Source organism: Cupriavidus sp. CP313 (assembly GCF_054072015.1).
The window spans coordinates 13,558-27,415 of sequence record NZ_JBSVZB010000020.1 but is presented as its reverse complement, the minus strand read 5'-3'; the positions used below and the strand labels follow the sequence as shown (position 1 = coordinate 27,415).

Genomic DNA, 13,858 nt, shown 5'->3' with positions numbered 1-13,858 from the left:
TGAAGAAAGGCGCGGGGCGATATCGCCCCGGCTCAAGAGAGATTTCAGCTGCCCGTGAAGCGCGGAGCCCGCTTTTCCAGGAAGGCGTTGATGCCTTCGCCGGCGTCGCCTGTCTGCGTGGCCTGGACAAAGAGTTCGGCTTCCGCTCGCAGGCCGGCTTCAAGATCCAGCGTTGCCGCGCGCCGGACCGCCTCGCGGGCGAGGTGGATGGCGGCCGGCCGCCCATCGGAGAGCGATGCGAGGAACGCCAGCCCAATGCTCACTGCATCGCCATCCTCGACCAGCTTGTCGACCAGGCCGATCTCCAGCGCCTCGTCGGCAGAGACAAGGCGACCTGAAAGGATCAGCTCCATCGCCTTGTCGGTTCCGACCAGGCGCGGCAGGCGCTGGGTCCCGCCATAGCCGGGTATCAGGCCGAGCTTGATCTCCGGCAAACCCAGCCTGGCGCCGGCGATCGCCACCCGATGGCTGCAGGACATGGCCAGCTCCAGGCCGCCGCCCAGTGCCGCGCCGCGGATCACCGCAACGGTCGGCACCGGCAATGCTGCCAGTTTGGAGAACGTGCCCTGTCCGAGCGCGGCGCCATCAAGATGCTGCGACGCGGTCCTGCCGCACAGCTCAGCGATGTCGGCACCGGCACAGAACGCCCGGTCGCCGCCGCCGACAACCAGTACCGCCCGGACGTCAGAATCGGCGATGGCATCAATGCACTTCGACAGTGTCTGGATCATGCCGGAGTTCAGCGCATTGAGCGCGGCCGGCCGGTCGAGTGTCAGCACCGCCACGTCGCCGGCATAGTGCAGGCCGATCGTCATGACTTGTTCTCCCCGCTATCCTCCCCGATCTGGCCGGCAACCTTCCCCTGATAGACGTCACGGAAACGCGGCTTGCGCTTCTCCAGGAAGGCATGCACGCCCTCCTGCGACTCGGCAGTGCCGTAGTACAGCGCCAGTGCCTGCATGCCCAGCCCGCCAATACCGCGGATCGAGTCCGTGTCGGCATTGAAGGACCGCTTGGCGATCGCCAGCGCGGTCGGGCTCATGGCGAGGATTTCCTGGCACCACTTGTCCACCTCGGCATCGAGTTGGTCGGCCGGCACCACGGCATTGATCAGGCCCATGGCCAGCGCCTCGGCGGCGGTGTAGCGCCGGCACAGGAACCAGATCTCGCGGGCACGCTTCTCGCCGACGACGCGAGCCAGCAAGGCCGTACCGAAGCCGGGATCGACCGAGCCGACTTTGGGCCCGACCTGACCGAACTGCGCAGTTTCGGAAGCGATGGCCAGGTCGCAGCAGGTCACCAGCACATTGCCGCCGCCGATGGCATAGCCATTGACGCGCGCGATCACCGGCTTCGGGCATTCGCGAATAATGCCCTGCAGCTCCTCGACCGGCAGGCCGATCACGCCGCGGCCGTCGTAGCCACCGTCGTGCGCGGACTGGTCGCCGCCAGTGCAGAATGCCTTCTCGCCAGTACCGGTCAGCACGACCACGCCGACCGACTTGTCCCACGACGCCGCATTCAGCGCGTGGATCAGCTCGTCGCAGGTGCGGCCACGGAAGGCGTTGTACTTCTGCGGACGGTTGATGGTGATGCGCGCCACACCTTCGCGCACTTCATAGAGGATGTCGGTATATTCGTTCATGGTTCTCAACCGTGCATGGTCAGGCCGCCAGAGACGCTGATAACCTGGCCGGTGATGAAGTTGGCGTCGTCACTGGCGAGGAATGCCACGATGCCGGGAATGTCCTCGGGCTGGCCCAGGCGCTTGAGGGGGATCGCGCGCTTCAGCCCTTCATAGATCTTCTGGCCGAACTCGCCCTCGCCCAGGAAGGACTGCAGCAGCGCCGTATCGGTCGGGCCGGGGCACACCACGTTGACGTTGATGTTATTGCGCGCGCATTCGCGGGCGATGGTCTTGCTGAAAGCGATGACACCGCCCTTGCACGCCGAATACACCGACTCGCCCGACGAGCCGACGCGGCCCGCGTCCGAGGAGATATTGACGATCTTCCCCTGCTTGCGCTCGACCATCCACGGCAGCACGGCGTGGTGCAGGTTCAGCGGCCCCAGCAGGTTGATGCCGATCACCTTCTGCCAGAATTCCGGGGTGGTCTCCAGGAACTGCATGGCGACGTCCCAGCCCGCGTTGTTGACCAGTGCATCGATGCCACCGTGCTTCTCCGCGACCTTGCCTATCGCCTCGGTCACAGCGGCGTGATCGGTAATGTCGAGTTGCAGTTGCGTGAGCTGCTTGCTGTGTTCCTTCAGTTCGGCGCTCAGCGTCTCCAGCGCCCCCGCATTGACATCCACCGCGACCACATGCGCGCCTTCGTCGCAGAAGCGCTTGCACAATGCCTTGCCGATGCCACCGGCAGCGCCGGTGATCACGACGACCTTTTCGTTCAAACCTCGCATACTGTTTCCTCCTCTTTCCATTCCTACTGAATTCGATTCGACAAGATTTCCGCGGCCATCTTGCGCAGCGCAAACTTCTGGAGCTTGCCCGTTGCCGTACGCGGCAACGGCTCGAATACCACGTGCCGGGGCGTCTTGAATCCGGGCAGCCGCTGACGGCAGTACTGGATGACGTCTTCCGCGTTGAGCGTGCCGGCGTATTCAGGCTTGAGTTCCAGCATCGCGCACGGTACCTCGCCCCACTTCGCATCGGGGACGGCCACGACCGCCGCGTTCTGCACCGCTGGATGGGTATAGAGCACCTCCTCGACCTCAAGCGAGGAAATGTTCTCGCCGCCGGAAATAATGATGTCCTTGGCGCGATCCTTGATTTCGATATAGCCGTCGCTGTGGACTACGGCCAGGTCACCGGTGTGGTACCAGCCGTCGGCGAACGCTTCCTCGGTAGCCTCGGGGTTCTTCAGGTATCCCTTCATAGCCAGGTTGCCGCGGAACATCACTTCGCCAATGGTGTTGCCGTCGCGCGGGATCGGGTTGAAGGCGGCATCGACCACCATCATCTCTTCCATCACCACGCTGCGCACACCCTGGCGCGACAGGTGGGCGAAGTAGCCGTCCTCGCCTTCGCCTTCCCATTCCCGCTGCGGCTGGCAAAGGGTGTTGACGCCGTGCATTTCCGTCATGCCGTACACGTGCAGCAACGCAAAGCCGAGGGCCGAGATCTTGCGCAGCACCGCCGTCGGCGGCGAGGCCCCGGCACAGACGATGCGGATCGGCCGCGACGGCTTCGACCAGCCTTCAGGCTTGCCATCGATCAGGAAGTCGAGCACGGTCGGCGCGCAGCACAGGTGCGTCACGCCATGCGTGGCGATGGCGTCGTAGATATCCGTTGCCACCACCTTGCGCAGGCAGATATGGGTGCCGCCCATCGCCGCCATGGCCCAGGCAAAGCACCATCCGTTGCAGTGGAACAGCGGCAGCGTCCACAGGTAGACCGGGTCGGCGCCGGCCAGGCCGGCGTTGATCGATTGGCCCAGGGCGTTCAGGTAGGCACCGCGATGGTGGTAGACCACGCCTTTGGGGCTGCCCGTGGTACCGGATGTGTAGTTCAGCGCAATCGCATCCCATTCGTCCTGCGGGTAACGCAGTTCGACGTCGGCGGCCGACGCAAGAAAAGCCTCGTAGTCGACGGTGCCAGCTGCTTCCTCCGCGCCCGAAGCCGGATCGTGGATGTCGATCACTTCGATGTCCATCCCCGCCTGCGCTACCGCCTCGCGCGCGGTGGCAGCGAACTGCGTATCGACGAACAGGATGCGCGTTTCCGAATGCTGCAGGATGAATGCGATGGCGGGCGCGTCCAGGCGGATATTGATGCTGTTCAGCACGGCGCCCGAAAGCGGCACGCCAAAGTGGGCCTCCAGCATCTCAGGGACGTTGGGGGCAATGATGGAAACCGTGTCGCCCCGCTCCACGCCAGCGGTGATCAGCGCCCGGGCCAGCTGGTAGCACCGGTCCGCGTACTGGCGCCACGAATAGCGCCGGTCCTGGTAAATGACCGCATCCCGGTCGGGGAAGACATCCGCCGCGCGGCGCAGGAAATGCAGCGGTGTCAGGGGTACGAAGTTCGCCTGGCGTTTGTGCAGGCCTTGATCGTATTTCGTCAGCATTAGTGTCTCCGGCTGCTGCTTTTAATCAAACTGTGACGGCAAGTCGGGTGGCCTGGTCGATGGCCCGGAGGGCATCCAGCTCGCTGGCGACATCGGCGCCACCGATCAGCCTTGGCGCTGCGCCCCGGGCCTTGAGCTGGTCGTAGAGATCGCGATTGGAGTTCTGGCCCGCACACAGCACCACGTGGTCCACCGGCAGCACATGCGCCTTGCCATCGACCGTGTAGTGCAGCCCTTCATCGTTGATGGCGTCGTACATGGCACCCGCGGTCATCGCGATATTGGCCTTGCGCAGCTTCGCCTTGAGAATCCAGCCCGTCGACTTGCCGAGGCGCTTGCCGAGCGGTTCCGCCTTGCGCTGGAACATGTGGACGCTGCGCCGCGGTGCGGGATGGTCCGCCGCTGGTGCGAGTCCGCCGGAGTTCGAGTTCGATGCGTCCACGCCCCAGGCGCGGAAGAATGCTTGCGCATCGAGCGACTCCTCGGCATCTCCCAGCAGGAACTCGGCGACATCGAAGCCGATGCCCCCTGCCCCGATGATCGCGACCCGCTGGCCGACCTCGACCTTGCCGGAAAGGACATCGATATAGGACACGGCTTTCGGATGGTCGACACCGGCGAAGTCCGGCACGCGCGGCCTCACGCCGGTCGCCAGCACGATCTCGTCGAACGCGCCCCCGATCAGTTCGTCCGCGGTAGCCGGCTTGCCAAGGCGCAGCGTAACGCCAAGCTTTTCCAGCCGAACCCGGAAGTACCGCAGCATTTCGTGGAACTCGGCCTTGCCCGGCACCGACTTGGCCAGGTTCAGCTGGCCACCCAGTTGCTGGTCGGCCTCGAACAGCGTGACCTCATGCTCACGCTCCGTGGCGTTAACGGCAAAGGCCATCCCGGCGGGGCCGCCGCCAACGACAGCGATCCGCTTGCGCTTCAACGCCAGTCCGATCGGGAACTCGATCTCGCGGCCGGCGCGCGGATTGACCAGGCAGGTCGCGGTGCGCTCGGTGAAGATGCGGTCAAGGCAGGCCTGGTTGCAGGCGATGCAGGTGTTGATTTCGTTGGTGATGCCCAGGCGCGCCTTTTTGGCGAAGTCCGGATCCGCCAGCAGCGGGCGAGCCATGGAGACGAGGTCCGCCACCCCGGAAGCAATCAGTTCTTCGGCCACTTCCGGCGTGTTGATGCGATTCGATGCCATCACCGGAATGCCGACCGATTGCTTGACATTGCGGATCGCCTCACGCCATGCCGCGCGCGGCACCGTGGCCCCGATCGTCGGCACGGCGGATTCGTGCCAGCCGACGCCCGTATTGATCAGGTCGGCGCCCGCCGCTTCGACTTGCCTGGCAAACGAAGCGATCTCCGTCCCGGTCATTCCGCCTTCGACCAGGTCAATCGAGGAGATGCGATAGATCAGCATCGGGCACTGCCCAAGGCGTTCCCGCACCGCCCGCACCACCTCAAGCGGGAAGCGGATGCGGCCTTCGAAGCTGCCGCCGAATTCGTCGCTGCGCTGATTGGTCAGGGCCGCGGTGAATTCATTGATCAGATAGCCCTCCGATCCCATGATCTCCACCCCGTCGTAACCCGCCTCGACGGCAAGAGCCGCGGTGTTGACGAAGTCGTCGATGGTGCGCCACACCTCTTCGGTGCTCAGCGCGTGGGGCGGATAGGTGTTGATGCGCGCCTTGCCCGGCGACGGCGCGACACAAATCGGCACCTTTGCATAGCGGCCGGCGTGAAGGATCTGCAGGATGATCTTGCCGCCGGCCTGATGCACTGCCTGCGTCACCGCCCGGTGCTCATCGAGCTGATCCGGGCTGTTGAACATCGGGCCGCCTTCTTCCATCACGCCTTCCGGGTTCGGGGAGAAGCCGCCGCTCAGGATCAGGCCGATTTCTCCCGCAGCCCTGGCAGCGTAGAACGCCGCAAGTCGTTCATCGGGGCGATCCAGCGTCTCAAGTCGCGTATGCATCGCCCCCATGACCATGCGGTTGGCCAGCACGGTCGAGCCGACGGTCAGCGGGGTAAGGATCTTGTCGAGCGTCTGCATGGGGTGTCTCGTTGTGTTTTGAGAGGGTTGAACACATACTAGGCACGCCCGGAATATACGTCAAGATCTTGATGTATTTTTAAGGCAGAGTTGGGAAAATTCCCAATCTACACTGAGGATCAAGGCGAAACATGGCGCACCTCATATCACTTACATGTCATACTTCGGAGGACCACTGTCGCGTAATAAGCACATGAACGCCGTGCTGCCGTCCCGCGCCTGGCACCCGTACGTACCGCCGGCCGAGGCCGAAGCGCGCTGGCCCAGCCCCGGCGTGACCGCCGGGCCGGCATCAAAATAGGTGCGCGCCTCGCGGCGCCTTAAAATAGACGGCGTTACGGCGCTGCGCATGATCGGCGCCGGCCTCGAGCCAATCCATGACAAACATAGATCCCTCGTACGAGCAGTCCGTCTCGTCAGTTCACAACCGGCTGTTCTTTCGCTTGTTTCAGGCGGGCAATACGCTGGACAGGCAGACGATCAAGACGCTTGGCATCACCACGGTCCAGTGGTCCGTGCTCGGCGCGCTGTCGCGCTCACAAGTGGCGGACGGCATGTCGTTCTCCGATCTTGCGGAGTACCTGGTCGTGAGTCGGCAGAGCCTGGATGGCGTGTTGAAAAGGCTGGAGCGTGACGACCACGTTATTCGCGTGGCGGACACGGTGGACAGGCGCGCCAAGAAGGTCGTGCTGACGCCCAAGGGGCGGGAATTCTGGAACAGCCTGCAGCCGAAGATCTATGAGTTCTATCGTCAGGCGCTGACGAGTTTCCGCTTCGACGACAAGGTGTCACTGGTTCACTTCCTGAACCAGCTCAATGCCGGGATGACGAGCGTCAGCCTTGACGAAGAGGGCTCCGGAGACAAACTGGACCAGCCGGTTACCACAACGCAAGACTGAGCACTCCGGACTGCGCCGTGTGCGAGCGAATGCTTCCCGGCCGTGCGGATGACATCCGGACGGCCGGGAAAATGACGGGATAACAAACTATCTCAGCGGCCCGTGAATCTGGCCGGGCGCTTCTCGGTAAAGGCGCTTACGCCTTCCTGATAGTCCTCACTCCAGCCCATTTCCCGAATGAAGGTGGCTTCCATCGAGAGCTGCTGCTCCAGGGTGTGGCCGCGGGCCGCGTGCATCAGCTGGCGCGTGCGCACCAGTGCCTTGGTGGGCATGGCTGCCACCTGGACGGCAAGGCGATCCACCTCCGCGCTGAACTGCGCGTCGTCGAATACCTGCCAGATCAAACCCCACTCCGCTGCCTTTTCAGCGGGGAGCTTGTCAGCCAGGTAAGCGAGACCGAGCGCACGCTGCATTCCCACCTTGTGCACCAGGAACCAGGTGCTGCCGGTATCCGGCGTCAGCCCGATCCGGGAAAACGCCTGCAGGAAATAGGCCGATTTCGCCGCCACGACCAGGTCGCATGCCAGTGCCAGCGATGCCCCGCCGCCGGCCGCGAGGCCGTTCACCGCGGCAATGGTCGGGACCTGCAGGTTCTGCAGGCGCATGACCGTCGGCTTGAAATGCCGCTCCACCAGCGCGCCGATGTCAGGCAGCTTGCCATCAACCACCTGCATGGCCGGATCGGCCAGGTCCTGGCCTGCGCAGAAGGCTCGCCCGGCTCCGGTCAGGACCAGGACCCGCACATCCTGACTTCCCTCCACAACCTCCAGCGCCTGACCAAGCTCGACCATGGTTGCTTCATTGAGGCTGTTGAGCTTGTCCGGCCGGCTCAGCGTGATCGTCGCCACGCCCTCTTTGAGAGTCAACTCGATGCTGGTGAATTTCATCATGCCCCCCCGTGGGAATGCTTTGTCGATTTGCCAGTTAAGTCGCTCAGGTCGTCGAACAGGCGCTCGGCTGGAACTAGGCAATCGTAAGAGGCCCAACCACTTATGTCAATATCATTACTTATATTAAAAACACTGAGCCTATATCCGACCGATCCATTCGATCAATGTCGACTATTACAGACATCATGTTGTCACATATGCTGGATCGTGGGCGAACAATTGCACGGCCTTCAGGACAGTTTTGGCTACGCGACTCTCCCAGGCTGCCCTCGCATTTGGTGAACCACCTGTGGCTGGCGCGCCTCGCCTAAGCCACAACCTGTTGTGACAGATCGAGCGGTCGAATGGACGCAGTGGATGGCCGGGTTCGCCGCGAACTCAAGACTCCATACAACGTGCTCGCGGCTGGCCGAGACCTCGATCTATGAGATGGAACAGCGCGGCGAATTCCCGCGAGGCTTCCGGCTCGCCGCCCGCTGCGTCGCATGGGATCTGGAGGAGGTCGAAGCCTGGAACGTCATTCCCGGAGGTGCGTGTTGAGCGCCGCCTCGAAGTCCGCAGGCTCCCTGGGCGCCAGCATCTCCCAAGCCGGCTTGGGACTGCAGATCAGATAGACGAGGAAGGTCCGCCAGAGCGTCCCGTCCGCCCTCTCGCCCTCGAACAGCAGGCCGAGATCGAACAGGTCGCGAGGATGCTGGCGTGACAACGCAGCAGCCAGCTTGCCTGCATAGCGGTCGGCAAAGTCGAGCACCTTCACCGAAGCGAATCCGGCCACAATCTGCGTGACCCGGTTCAAAGTCGCCTTCGCCATGCAGCGGTCGGCGTCATAGCGCGACGGCAAGACGAACTTGGAGCCGGCTGCGCAAGTGTGCAGCGCCACCAAGATGTCCAGCGCCTGGCGCGACAGGTAGACTAGGTGCGAGTTGCGCCCTCGGGTCCACGAGTCCTCTCCCGCTGTTTCTGTAGAACCGGTGAAACACCGTCGCGTACCAGCTGCTTAGCATCCCGCAGCTTTTTTCGCGCGACGGCAAGCGCGATGCCGCCGAAACCATAGCGGCCGATGGTCAGCATCTCGCGCCGGCCATTGATGCGATAGTCGTATCGGAGAGAAATGGACCCTGTCGGTGAGATGGCCACATACATGCCATCGCGATCTGCGACCTTGTAAAGGGTCGCGCGAGGCTTGAGGTTCTGAAGGGCGAAGTCTGTGAGCATGGAACTGGTCTCCTGATCGAGACGGCCGATTGCCGTCACCCATCACGAGACCCAAATATTCCCGCGAACCCGCATGAAACCCAGCTTCTGAGATCGATCTCTACCGTCACTGCCGGTATTGCCGTAGCGGCAAGAGCTAGGCCTAGCCGGAAGAGCTCGTTCGTACCATCAGCTATACCGTCAAATTCGTCACTCGAGGACAACGAAAGAGTAAGACCTCATATACAAAGCCATTTGGAATCAACGACTTAGAAGAATCGCTTTCCAATTAACTATCTTCGAGCGTTTTTCTAAGCTGTTGATTTATACGAGGAAATCCCTTCCCCTCACTCCCACTCCATCATCAACAGGCCGCCTAAACCCGCGTGGATAAAGGGATTGGCTGTGATCGACTTGGGGCCTTACCGTCGTCTTTACCGTCGACCGCGCAGAGCATTTGCTGGCCCGGAGATGGAGAGATTTGCGGGGCGACGACTCTGGCGACACCATTGTCAATCAGTTCAAACGATAGAGGAAGTCCAGCGCCCTGTCCGCCCTCCGCCGACCAATAGGTTCACTCACGCTGGCCTTACCAGCGTCTCGCTTGCGCTAACCGATTTCCCCTAGCCGCAGGGCTGAGCCGGTCTCATGCAGGAGAGCCTGCCGAGCGTCGAAACGCTGACGCAAGAGCCGGGAGTTCGGCAACGAACTGGTACTGGGCCACGCCAATCGGATTACCCATGCCGCGCAGCGCGTATTCGACCACCAGCCGGTTGTGCTCCTGCCATAACAGCAGCCCGATGGTTGGATGGTCAGCCTCGGTATTCATCATGGCATCAACCGCCGACAGGTAGAAACTGACCTCACCTGCATACTCGGGCTTAAAGGCGCTAGTCTTCAGTTCAATGACGATATAGCAGCGCAGCTTGAGATGATAGAACAGCAGATCAAGGTAGAAGCCATCGCCTCCCACTTCGAGGTGAACCTGTCGGCCGACATAGGCGAATCCGGCCCCTCGCCCGGCCCGTCCCAGGTCAGCCCCTCAGCGTTACGGTAGCAGACCGCCGAAGGCGGAGGCGGAGGCGGAGGCGGTGGCGGCGGATCGAAGCACCCCTCCACTTTTAGCTCTTCCATCGTCACGCCTCATATAGACTACGCCGTCTCGGCCTCCCGTCGCGGGTGCTGCTGGCGCTGGTGCAAATTCGGTGAATGGGCCAAGGGGCCGGCTTCACCGCCGTCACTACGGCGCCCTCACTGCCATGCAGTTGGTGAACGGGCTCTCGTTACCCGCCTGTATCGCAAGCGGCGCGTGGTGATGCGTTTCTCCGTCGGGCGGCCCGGTTGGCAGGCAGTCGGGACCTGCGCCGCGAACCGCGCCGGTCCCGCCCCTTGAATGGGCACGCTAGCCGTAGCTGATCGCGTCCACCGAACAGCTGGACTGATTGGATTGGTAGCTGTTGGCGCGCACCCGCCATTGGCCGCCACGTTCGGCTTGCAGCCATAGCTCGATGGCGGTGATCAGAGTGGCGTCATGGACATGCTTGTCCTGGCGCCAGCAGACCTTCACCTCGGCGCCGTTGGTGGTTTCGGTAAATTTTTCCTGGCAGTACTTTGGCATGGCTCACTCCTTTAGCGTAGATCGACGCAGACGTTCCAACTGAAACGGTAAAGACGTTCAGACGGTGTAGTAGTCGCGCCATGCCGCAACCAGTTGGGTGCGGATCTGCTCGGGCAATTGGTCGTTGTTGAACGTAGGCGGCCTCCTGCTGCCGTAGTAGTAGGCCGTGCGGTCATTCGTCGCCATATGGTCGCGGGCGGGATTGTCGACGCTGCGGCTCATGTGGATGTCGGGGAAGGCGGGATTTTCATAGTAGACCCAGGTGCCGCCGTTGTCGGGGTCGACATAGCCGCTCACTTTCCAATCGTCCATCATTGCAGTTCTCCTAGATGTGCTACTGCGGTTTGTGCGTCGGCGGTGCTGACGCGCCGTCGACGCTGCGAACCGGCTTGCTAATGACACCAAGCAAGACCGGGGTATTCGAATCGCTGGCATCGAACCGCACCTCCGTTCCCGTGCATCCGCTGCAAGCAAGCGCGGCGGCCATGGCGGGCGCGCGCCGTATGCTGAAAGGGCCGATGCTTGCCACCGACGCGGCCAGCTCCTGCGCCAGGCGGCCATTGGCTGCCCGCAGCGATAGGCGCGGCCGGAAGCCGATAACCGCGCGCCCCGGAAGCAGGCCGAGCGCACCACCCAGACCGAAGAAATCCGGCGCGCCAGCCGGCAGCGTTGCGTGCCCGCCTTCGAGCAGCTCGGCGTCGAACCAATTGCCGGGCTGTATGGGGAAGACGCCGAATCCGGCCAGGGTCAGGGTCAGACCTTCGAGCAACCCGCCGGCCGCAGTGCGCTGCAGCGCTGGCCGTTCCGCAACCGCTGCGCTGGCATTGGGCATGTGCAGTCCGAGAAAGGCGGGCCAGCCGGCCCCGGCGAAGGGATCCGGTGTCGGCGCTGCGGCCGGTGCGGCAGATGCCCCCAATGTGGCCGGCAGACCCCGCGGGCTGGCGAGCGTGGTAGGCGAAGGCAAGGTCAGCGACAACGCCGGCGGCAAATCTGCCGGCGAGCTGCGCCAAGCGCCAAGGCCGGTGGCCCAGCCGCCCAGCGAGTACCGCGGACAGCAAAACTCGGTACTGCCTGCATACAGGCTGGCGGCCATGTTCAGTTCGCTGGCCTCCGGCAGGGACGCGATAAGGCAGCGATTCATCGCCACGCTCAGCGCCGGTGCCCGGCCGTCCAGCGTAGCGATCAGGGCATCATGGGCGCCCAGCAGTCCTGCGCGCTCGCCATCCCGCGGGGCCGCGTCGGCGACAGCGCGGCCAGCAATGCCGGGCAGCGGCAGGTGCGCCTGCAGCAGTCGCCGGTACCGCGCCAGGTCCGTGCTCAAGGGGTTGCCAGGTGCTGCCGGCCGCAAAGGTCCGCGCCACGTCCTGGATGTGGCGGCAGCCTCCACCAGAAAGCTCAGGCATAGCCAGTAAGCCGTGAATAGGCCGCTGCGAGATGCGTAAGCACCCGCGCTGGCGGGGATGCCATCGCCGAGCTGGAAGATGCTCCAGTTGACGACCGCGGGCTGCGCATCACCCAGCCCGCTGAAAGAAGTAACAGCGGCAGGAGAGAACAGTTCCGGCGCGGCGACGCCGGCATGGCTTGCGATGGCGTCGGCGTAGAGGCGCCACAGCGCTTGATCGGACAGCATGAGATCTCCAGCGGGCGGACGGTTGTCAACTGCAGCCGACGCGGATGCGCAACGGTGTCGGACGTGGCGCCCCGCACTCGTGTGTGGGGCGCCATGCGCGCATCAGCCGCCCAGCTTCTGGCTCACCACGCCGAGCAGGATGGGAAGGGTGCTGCTGACCGGCCCGATCGTGACGGTGGCTGAAGCGTCATCCCAGTTGATGTCCTGCTTGGTGCCGCTGGTCGATACCGTGGCCGAGCCGATGCGGAACGGGCCGATGCCGATCGAGGCCGTGGCTTGCGCTTGCCAGCTGTTCTTGACGTTGCTGTAGTCGCTTGCCGACATTTTTAGCTTCACGGTCGGCTGAAAGCCGGCGATGATTTGCGTCGGCACCCGGGCCAGCGCACCGTTGTCGCCGAAGAAGTCCGGCGCGCCGGGCTTGAGCCGGTTGTGATAGGTGGCAACCAGCCCGCCGTTGTCCCACCACAGTCCGGGGCCGATCGGAAAGGTGCCAAAGCCGGTAAAGTCCACCGCCAGGCTAAAATCGGAGCTGCTAGTGTTGATGCTAGTTTTCTGCCCGCTTGCCGAACCGCCGCCGAAGAAGGAGAAGAAGTCGCCGAACAGGCTGGCATCCACTGACGTGCTCCAGCCGAACTCGTCGAAGTCATAGCTACCGGAACTCGAGCTGATCGAGATCGAGGCGCCCGCGTTGTTCTTGCCTGCCACACTGGCCTGCTGCCACTCGGCATACTTGGCGCTAAATGCCTGCAGTGAATAGGACGGCGCGAAGGCCGAGAACAAGTTGTTGGCCGGGACCGGATTGGTGCCACCGATCACCACCGGCTGGCTGCCGGCCGGCGCCACACTGCCCATCTTGACAGGCATGTTGTAGGGGTTCTGCGTGGCCATGTTCTGCGCGCCGTTGATGCCGACCTTGGCACGCGCCTGCTGCACGACGCTATAGCCGGGGCCGTAGGCCTTGATCATGATCTCGTCGTAGGCACCGGATGCGCCGATCAGCGCATTGTTGGCATTCAGATAGCTCGGGTAGTTCTGCTGTACCCAGGCCTGGAACGGCGGAGGGTTAGGATTGACGTTCTTGTAGGCGCCATAGGCGTTGTAGGCCGCCACCTGGACATTGTTGAAATTGGTCTGTGCAGTGTTGAGCGCGGCCGTCGCCTGGTTCACCTGGCTTTCCAGGTTGGGATTGACCATTGCCCCGAGGTCCACCCAGTCGAGGAAGGTCGCATAGGCGGCAAGCAGTCCGCCGGCGGAGGAGTAGGCGGGACTGGCGGCGGGAATGACATCGCCGATGCCATACACGTAGTAGTTGGTGATGCCGGGGTCGCCATTGCCGAGGTCGACATTCAGCGTGGTCGAGCCAGCGCTGAATTGCTGCTGGTCGGTGAGCCCATTCGGGAACGCTTGGGCCTGCACGGCGCCCATCCACTTCTTCCAGAGATCCAAGGTATCGACGTTTGCCATTTCTCTGCTCCAGTTGGTTTGGCGGAAATGG

12 protein-coding genes and 4 pseudogenes are annotated in these 13,858 nt (G+C 63.2%); 2 read left to right on the top strand and 14 right to left on the bottom strand.

Annotated elements, in window-relative coordinates; all coding sequences use genetic code 11:
* Positions 1-44 precede the first annotated feature (44 nt).
* The 5 genes from ACW4E8_RS24800 to ACW4E8_RS24780 are packed head-to-tail and all read right to left on the bottom strand — an operon-like array spanning position 45 to position 6,132.
* Complete coding sequence (locus ACW4E8_RS24800) at positions 45-815, bottom strand: enoyl-CoA hydratase/isomerase family protein (RefSeq protein ID WP_456806931.1); 771 nt, start codon at positions 813-815, stop codon at positions 45-47.
* Positions 812-1,645, bottom strand: a complete 834-nt coding sequence (badI, locus tag ACW4E8_RS24795) for a 2-ketocyclohexanecarboxyl-CoA hydrolase (RefSeq protein ID WP_456806930.1) — start codon at positions 1,643-1,645, stop codon at positions 812-814. The genes ACW4E8_RS24800 and badI overlap by 4 nt, the downstream gene beginning before the upstream one ends.
* 5 nt (positions 1,646-1,650) lie before the next feature.
* Complete coding sequence (locus ACW4E8_RS24790) at positions 1,651-2,418, bottom strand: glucose 1-dehydrogenase (protein ID WP_456806929.1); 768 nt, start codon at positions 2,416-2,418, stop codon at positions 1,651-1,653.
* A gap of 23 nt (positions 2,419-2,441) precedes the next feature.
* Positions 2,442-4,085, bottom strand: a complete 1,644-nt coding sequence (locus ACW4E8_RS24785; protein ID WP_456806928.1) for an AMP-binding protein — start codon at positions 4,083-4,085, stop codon at positions 2,442-2,444.
* A 25-nt stretch (positions 4,086-4,110) separates the two neighbouring features.
* Complete coding sequence (locus ACW4E8_RS24780) at positions 4,111-6,132, bottom strand: oxidoreductase (protein WP_456806927.1); 2,022 nt, start codon at positions 6,130-6,132, stop codon at positions 4,111-4,113.
* Positions 6,133-6,509: 377 nt separating this feature from the next.
* Between ACW4E8_RS24780 and ACW4E8_RS24775 the strand changes: the two genes are divergently transcribed.
* Positions 6,510-7,031, top strand: a complete 522-nt coding sequence (locus ACW4E8_RS24775) for a MarR family winged helix-turn-helix transcriptional regulator (protein WP_456806926.1) — start codon at positions 6,510-6,512, stop codon at positions 7,029-7,031.
* 92 nt (positions 7,032-7,123) lie between these two features.
* On the opposite strand, the gene ACW4E8_RS24770 is transcribed toward ACW4E8_RS24775, so the two are convergent.
* The gene (locus ACW4E8_RS24770) at positions 7,124-7,918 is read right to left on the bottom strand and encodes an enoyl-CoA hydratase-related protein (protein WP_456807053.1); all 795 of its coding nucleotides are present in this window, start codon (positions 7,916-7,918) and stop codon (positions 7,124-7,126) included.
* Positions 7,919-8,326: 408 nt separating this feature from the next.
* Here ACW4E8_RS24770 and ACW4E8_RS24765 point away from each other — a divergent pair.
* Positions 8,327-8,434, top strand: a pseudogene (locus tag ACW4E8_RS24765) (helix-turn-helix transcriptional regulator); the annotation flags it as partial.
* A gap of 4 nt (positions 8,435-8,438) precedes the next feature.
* On the opposite strand, the gene ACW4E8_RS24760 reads toward ACW4E8_RS24765, so the two are convergent.
* The 8 genes and pseudogenes from ACW4E8_RS24760 to ACW4E8_RS24725 all read right to left on the bottom strand — a co-directional run bounded on the left by ACW4E8_RS24760 (position 8,439) and on the right by ACW4E8_RS24725 (position 13,827).
* On the bottom strand, positions 8,439-8,672 hold the full coding sequence (locus ACW4E8_RS24760; RefSeq protein ID WP_456807052.1) for a nucleotidyl transferase AbiEii/AbiGii toxin family protein: 234 nt from the start codon (positions 8,670-8,672) through the stop codon (positions 8,439-8,441).
* 18 nt (positions 8,673-8,690) lie between these two features.
* Positions 8,691-9,136: pseudogene (locus ACW4E8_RS24755) on the bottom strand (integrase arm-type DNA-binding domain-containing protein); the annotation flags it as partial.
* A 625-nt stretch (positions 9,137-9,761) separates the two neighbouring features.
* A pseudogene (locus tag ACW4E8_RS24750) lies at positions 9,762-10,130 on the bottom strand (PDDEXK nuclease domain-containing protein); the annotation flags it as partial.
* A pseudogene (locus tag ACW4E8_RS24745) lies at positions 10,013-10,258 on the bottom strand (hypothetical protein); the annotation flags it as partial. The pseudogenes ACW4E8_RS24750 and ACW4E8_RS24745, both read right to left, overlap by 118 nt.
* Positions 10,259-10,517: 259 nt before the next feature.
* Positions 10,518-10,733, bottom strand: coding sequence for a hypothetical protein (locus tag ACW4E8_RS24740; RefSeq protein WP_456806925.1), 216 nt, complete (start codon positions 10,731-10,733; stop codon positions 10,518-10,520).
* 57 nt (positions 10,734-10,790) lie between these two features.
* The gene (locus ACW4E8_RS24735; RefSeq protein ID WP_456806924.1) at positions 10,791-11,048 is read right to left on the bottom strand and encodes a hypothetical protein; all 258 of its coding nucleotides are present in this window, start codon (positions 11,046-11,048) and stop codon (positions 10,791-10,793) included.
* Between the two features lie 19 nt (positions 11,049-11,067).
* A complete protein-coding gene (locus tag ACW4E8_RS24730; protein ID WP_456806923.1) occupies positions 11,068-12,363 on the bottom strand; it encodes a hypothetical protein in 1,296 nt (431 codons plus the stop codon).
* 102 nt (positions 12,364-12,465) lie between these two features.
* A complete protein-coding gene (locus tag ACW4E8_RS24725; RefSeq protein ID WP_456806922.1) occupies positions 12,466-13,827 on the bottom strand; it encodes a hypothetical protein in 1,362 nt (453 codons plus the stop codon).
* Positions 13,828-13,858: the final 31 nt, after the last annotated feature.

Bases quoted from the DNA above. Each gene is read 5' to 3' on its own strand.
- ACW4E8_RS24800 (WP_456806931.1), bottom strand. From the start codon at position 815: ATGACGATCGGCCTGCACTATGCCGGCGACGTGGCGGTGCTGACACTC.
- badI (WP_456806930.1), bottom strand. From the start codon at position 1,645: ATGAACGAATATACCGACATCCTCTATGAAGTGCGCGAAGGTGTGGCG.
- ACW4E8_RS24790 (WP_456806929.1), bottom strand. From the start codon at position 2,418: ATGCGAGGTTTGAACGAAAAGGTCGTCGTGATCACCGGCGCTGCCGGT.
- ACW4E8_RS24785 (WP_456806928.1), bottom strand. From the start codon at position 4,085: ATGCTGACGAAATACGATCAAGGCCTGCACAAACGCCAGGCGAACTTC.
- ACW4E8_RS24780 (WP_456806927.1), bottom strand. From the start codon at position 6,132: ATGCAGACGCTCGACAAGATCCTTACCCCGCTGACCGTCGGCTCGACC.
- ACW4E8_RS24775 (WP_456806926.1), top strand. From the start codon at position 6,510: ATGACAAACATAGATCCCTCGTACGAGCAGTCCGTCTCGTCAGTTCAC.
- ACW4E8_RS24770 (WP_456807053.1), bottom strand. From the start codon at position 7,918: ATGAAATTCACCAGCATCGAGTTGACTCTCAAAGAGGGCGTGGCGACG.
- ACW4E8_RS24740 (WP_456806925.1), bottom strand. From the start codon at position 10,733: ATGCCAAAGTACTGCCAGGAAAAATTTACCGAAACCACCAACGGCGCC.
- ACW4E8_RS24735 (WP_456806924.1), bottom strand. From the start codon at position 11,048: ATGATGGACGATTGGAAAGTGAGCGGCTATGTCGACCCCGACAACGGC.
- ACW4E8_RS24730 (WP_456806923.1), bottom strand. From the start codon at position 12,363: ATGCTGTCCGATCAAGCGCTGTGGCGCCTCTACGCCGACGCCATCGCA.
- ACW4E8_RS24725 (WP_456806922.1), bottom strand. From the start codon at position 13,827: ATGGCAAACGTCGATACCTTGGATCTCTGGAAGAAGTGGATGGGCGCC.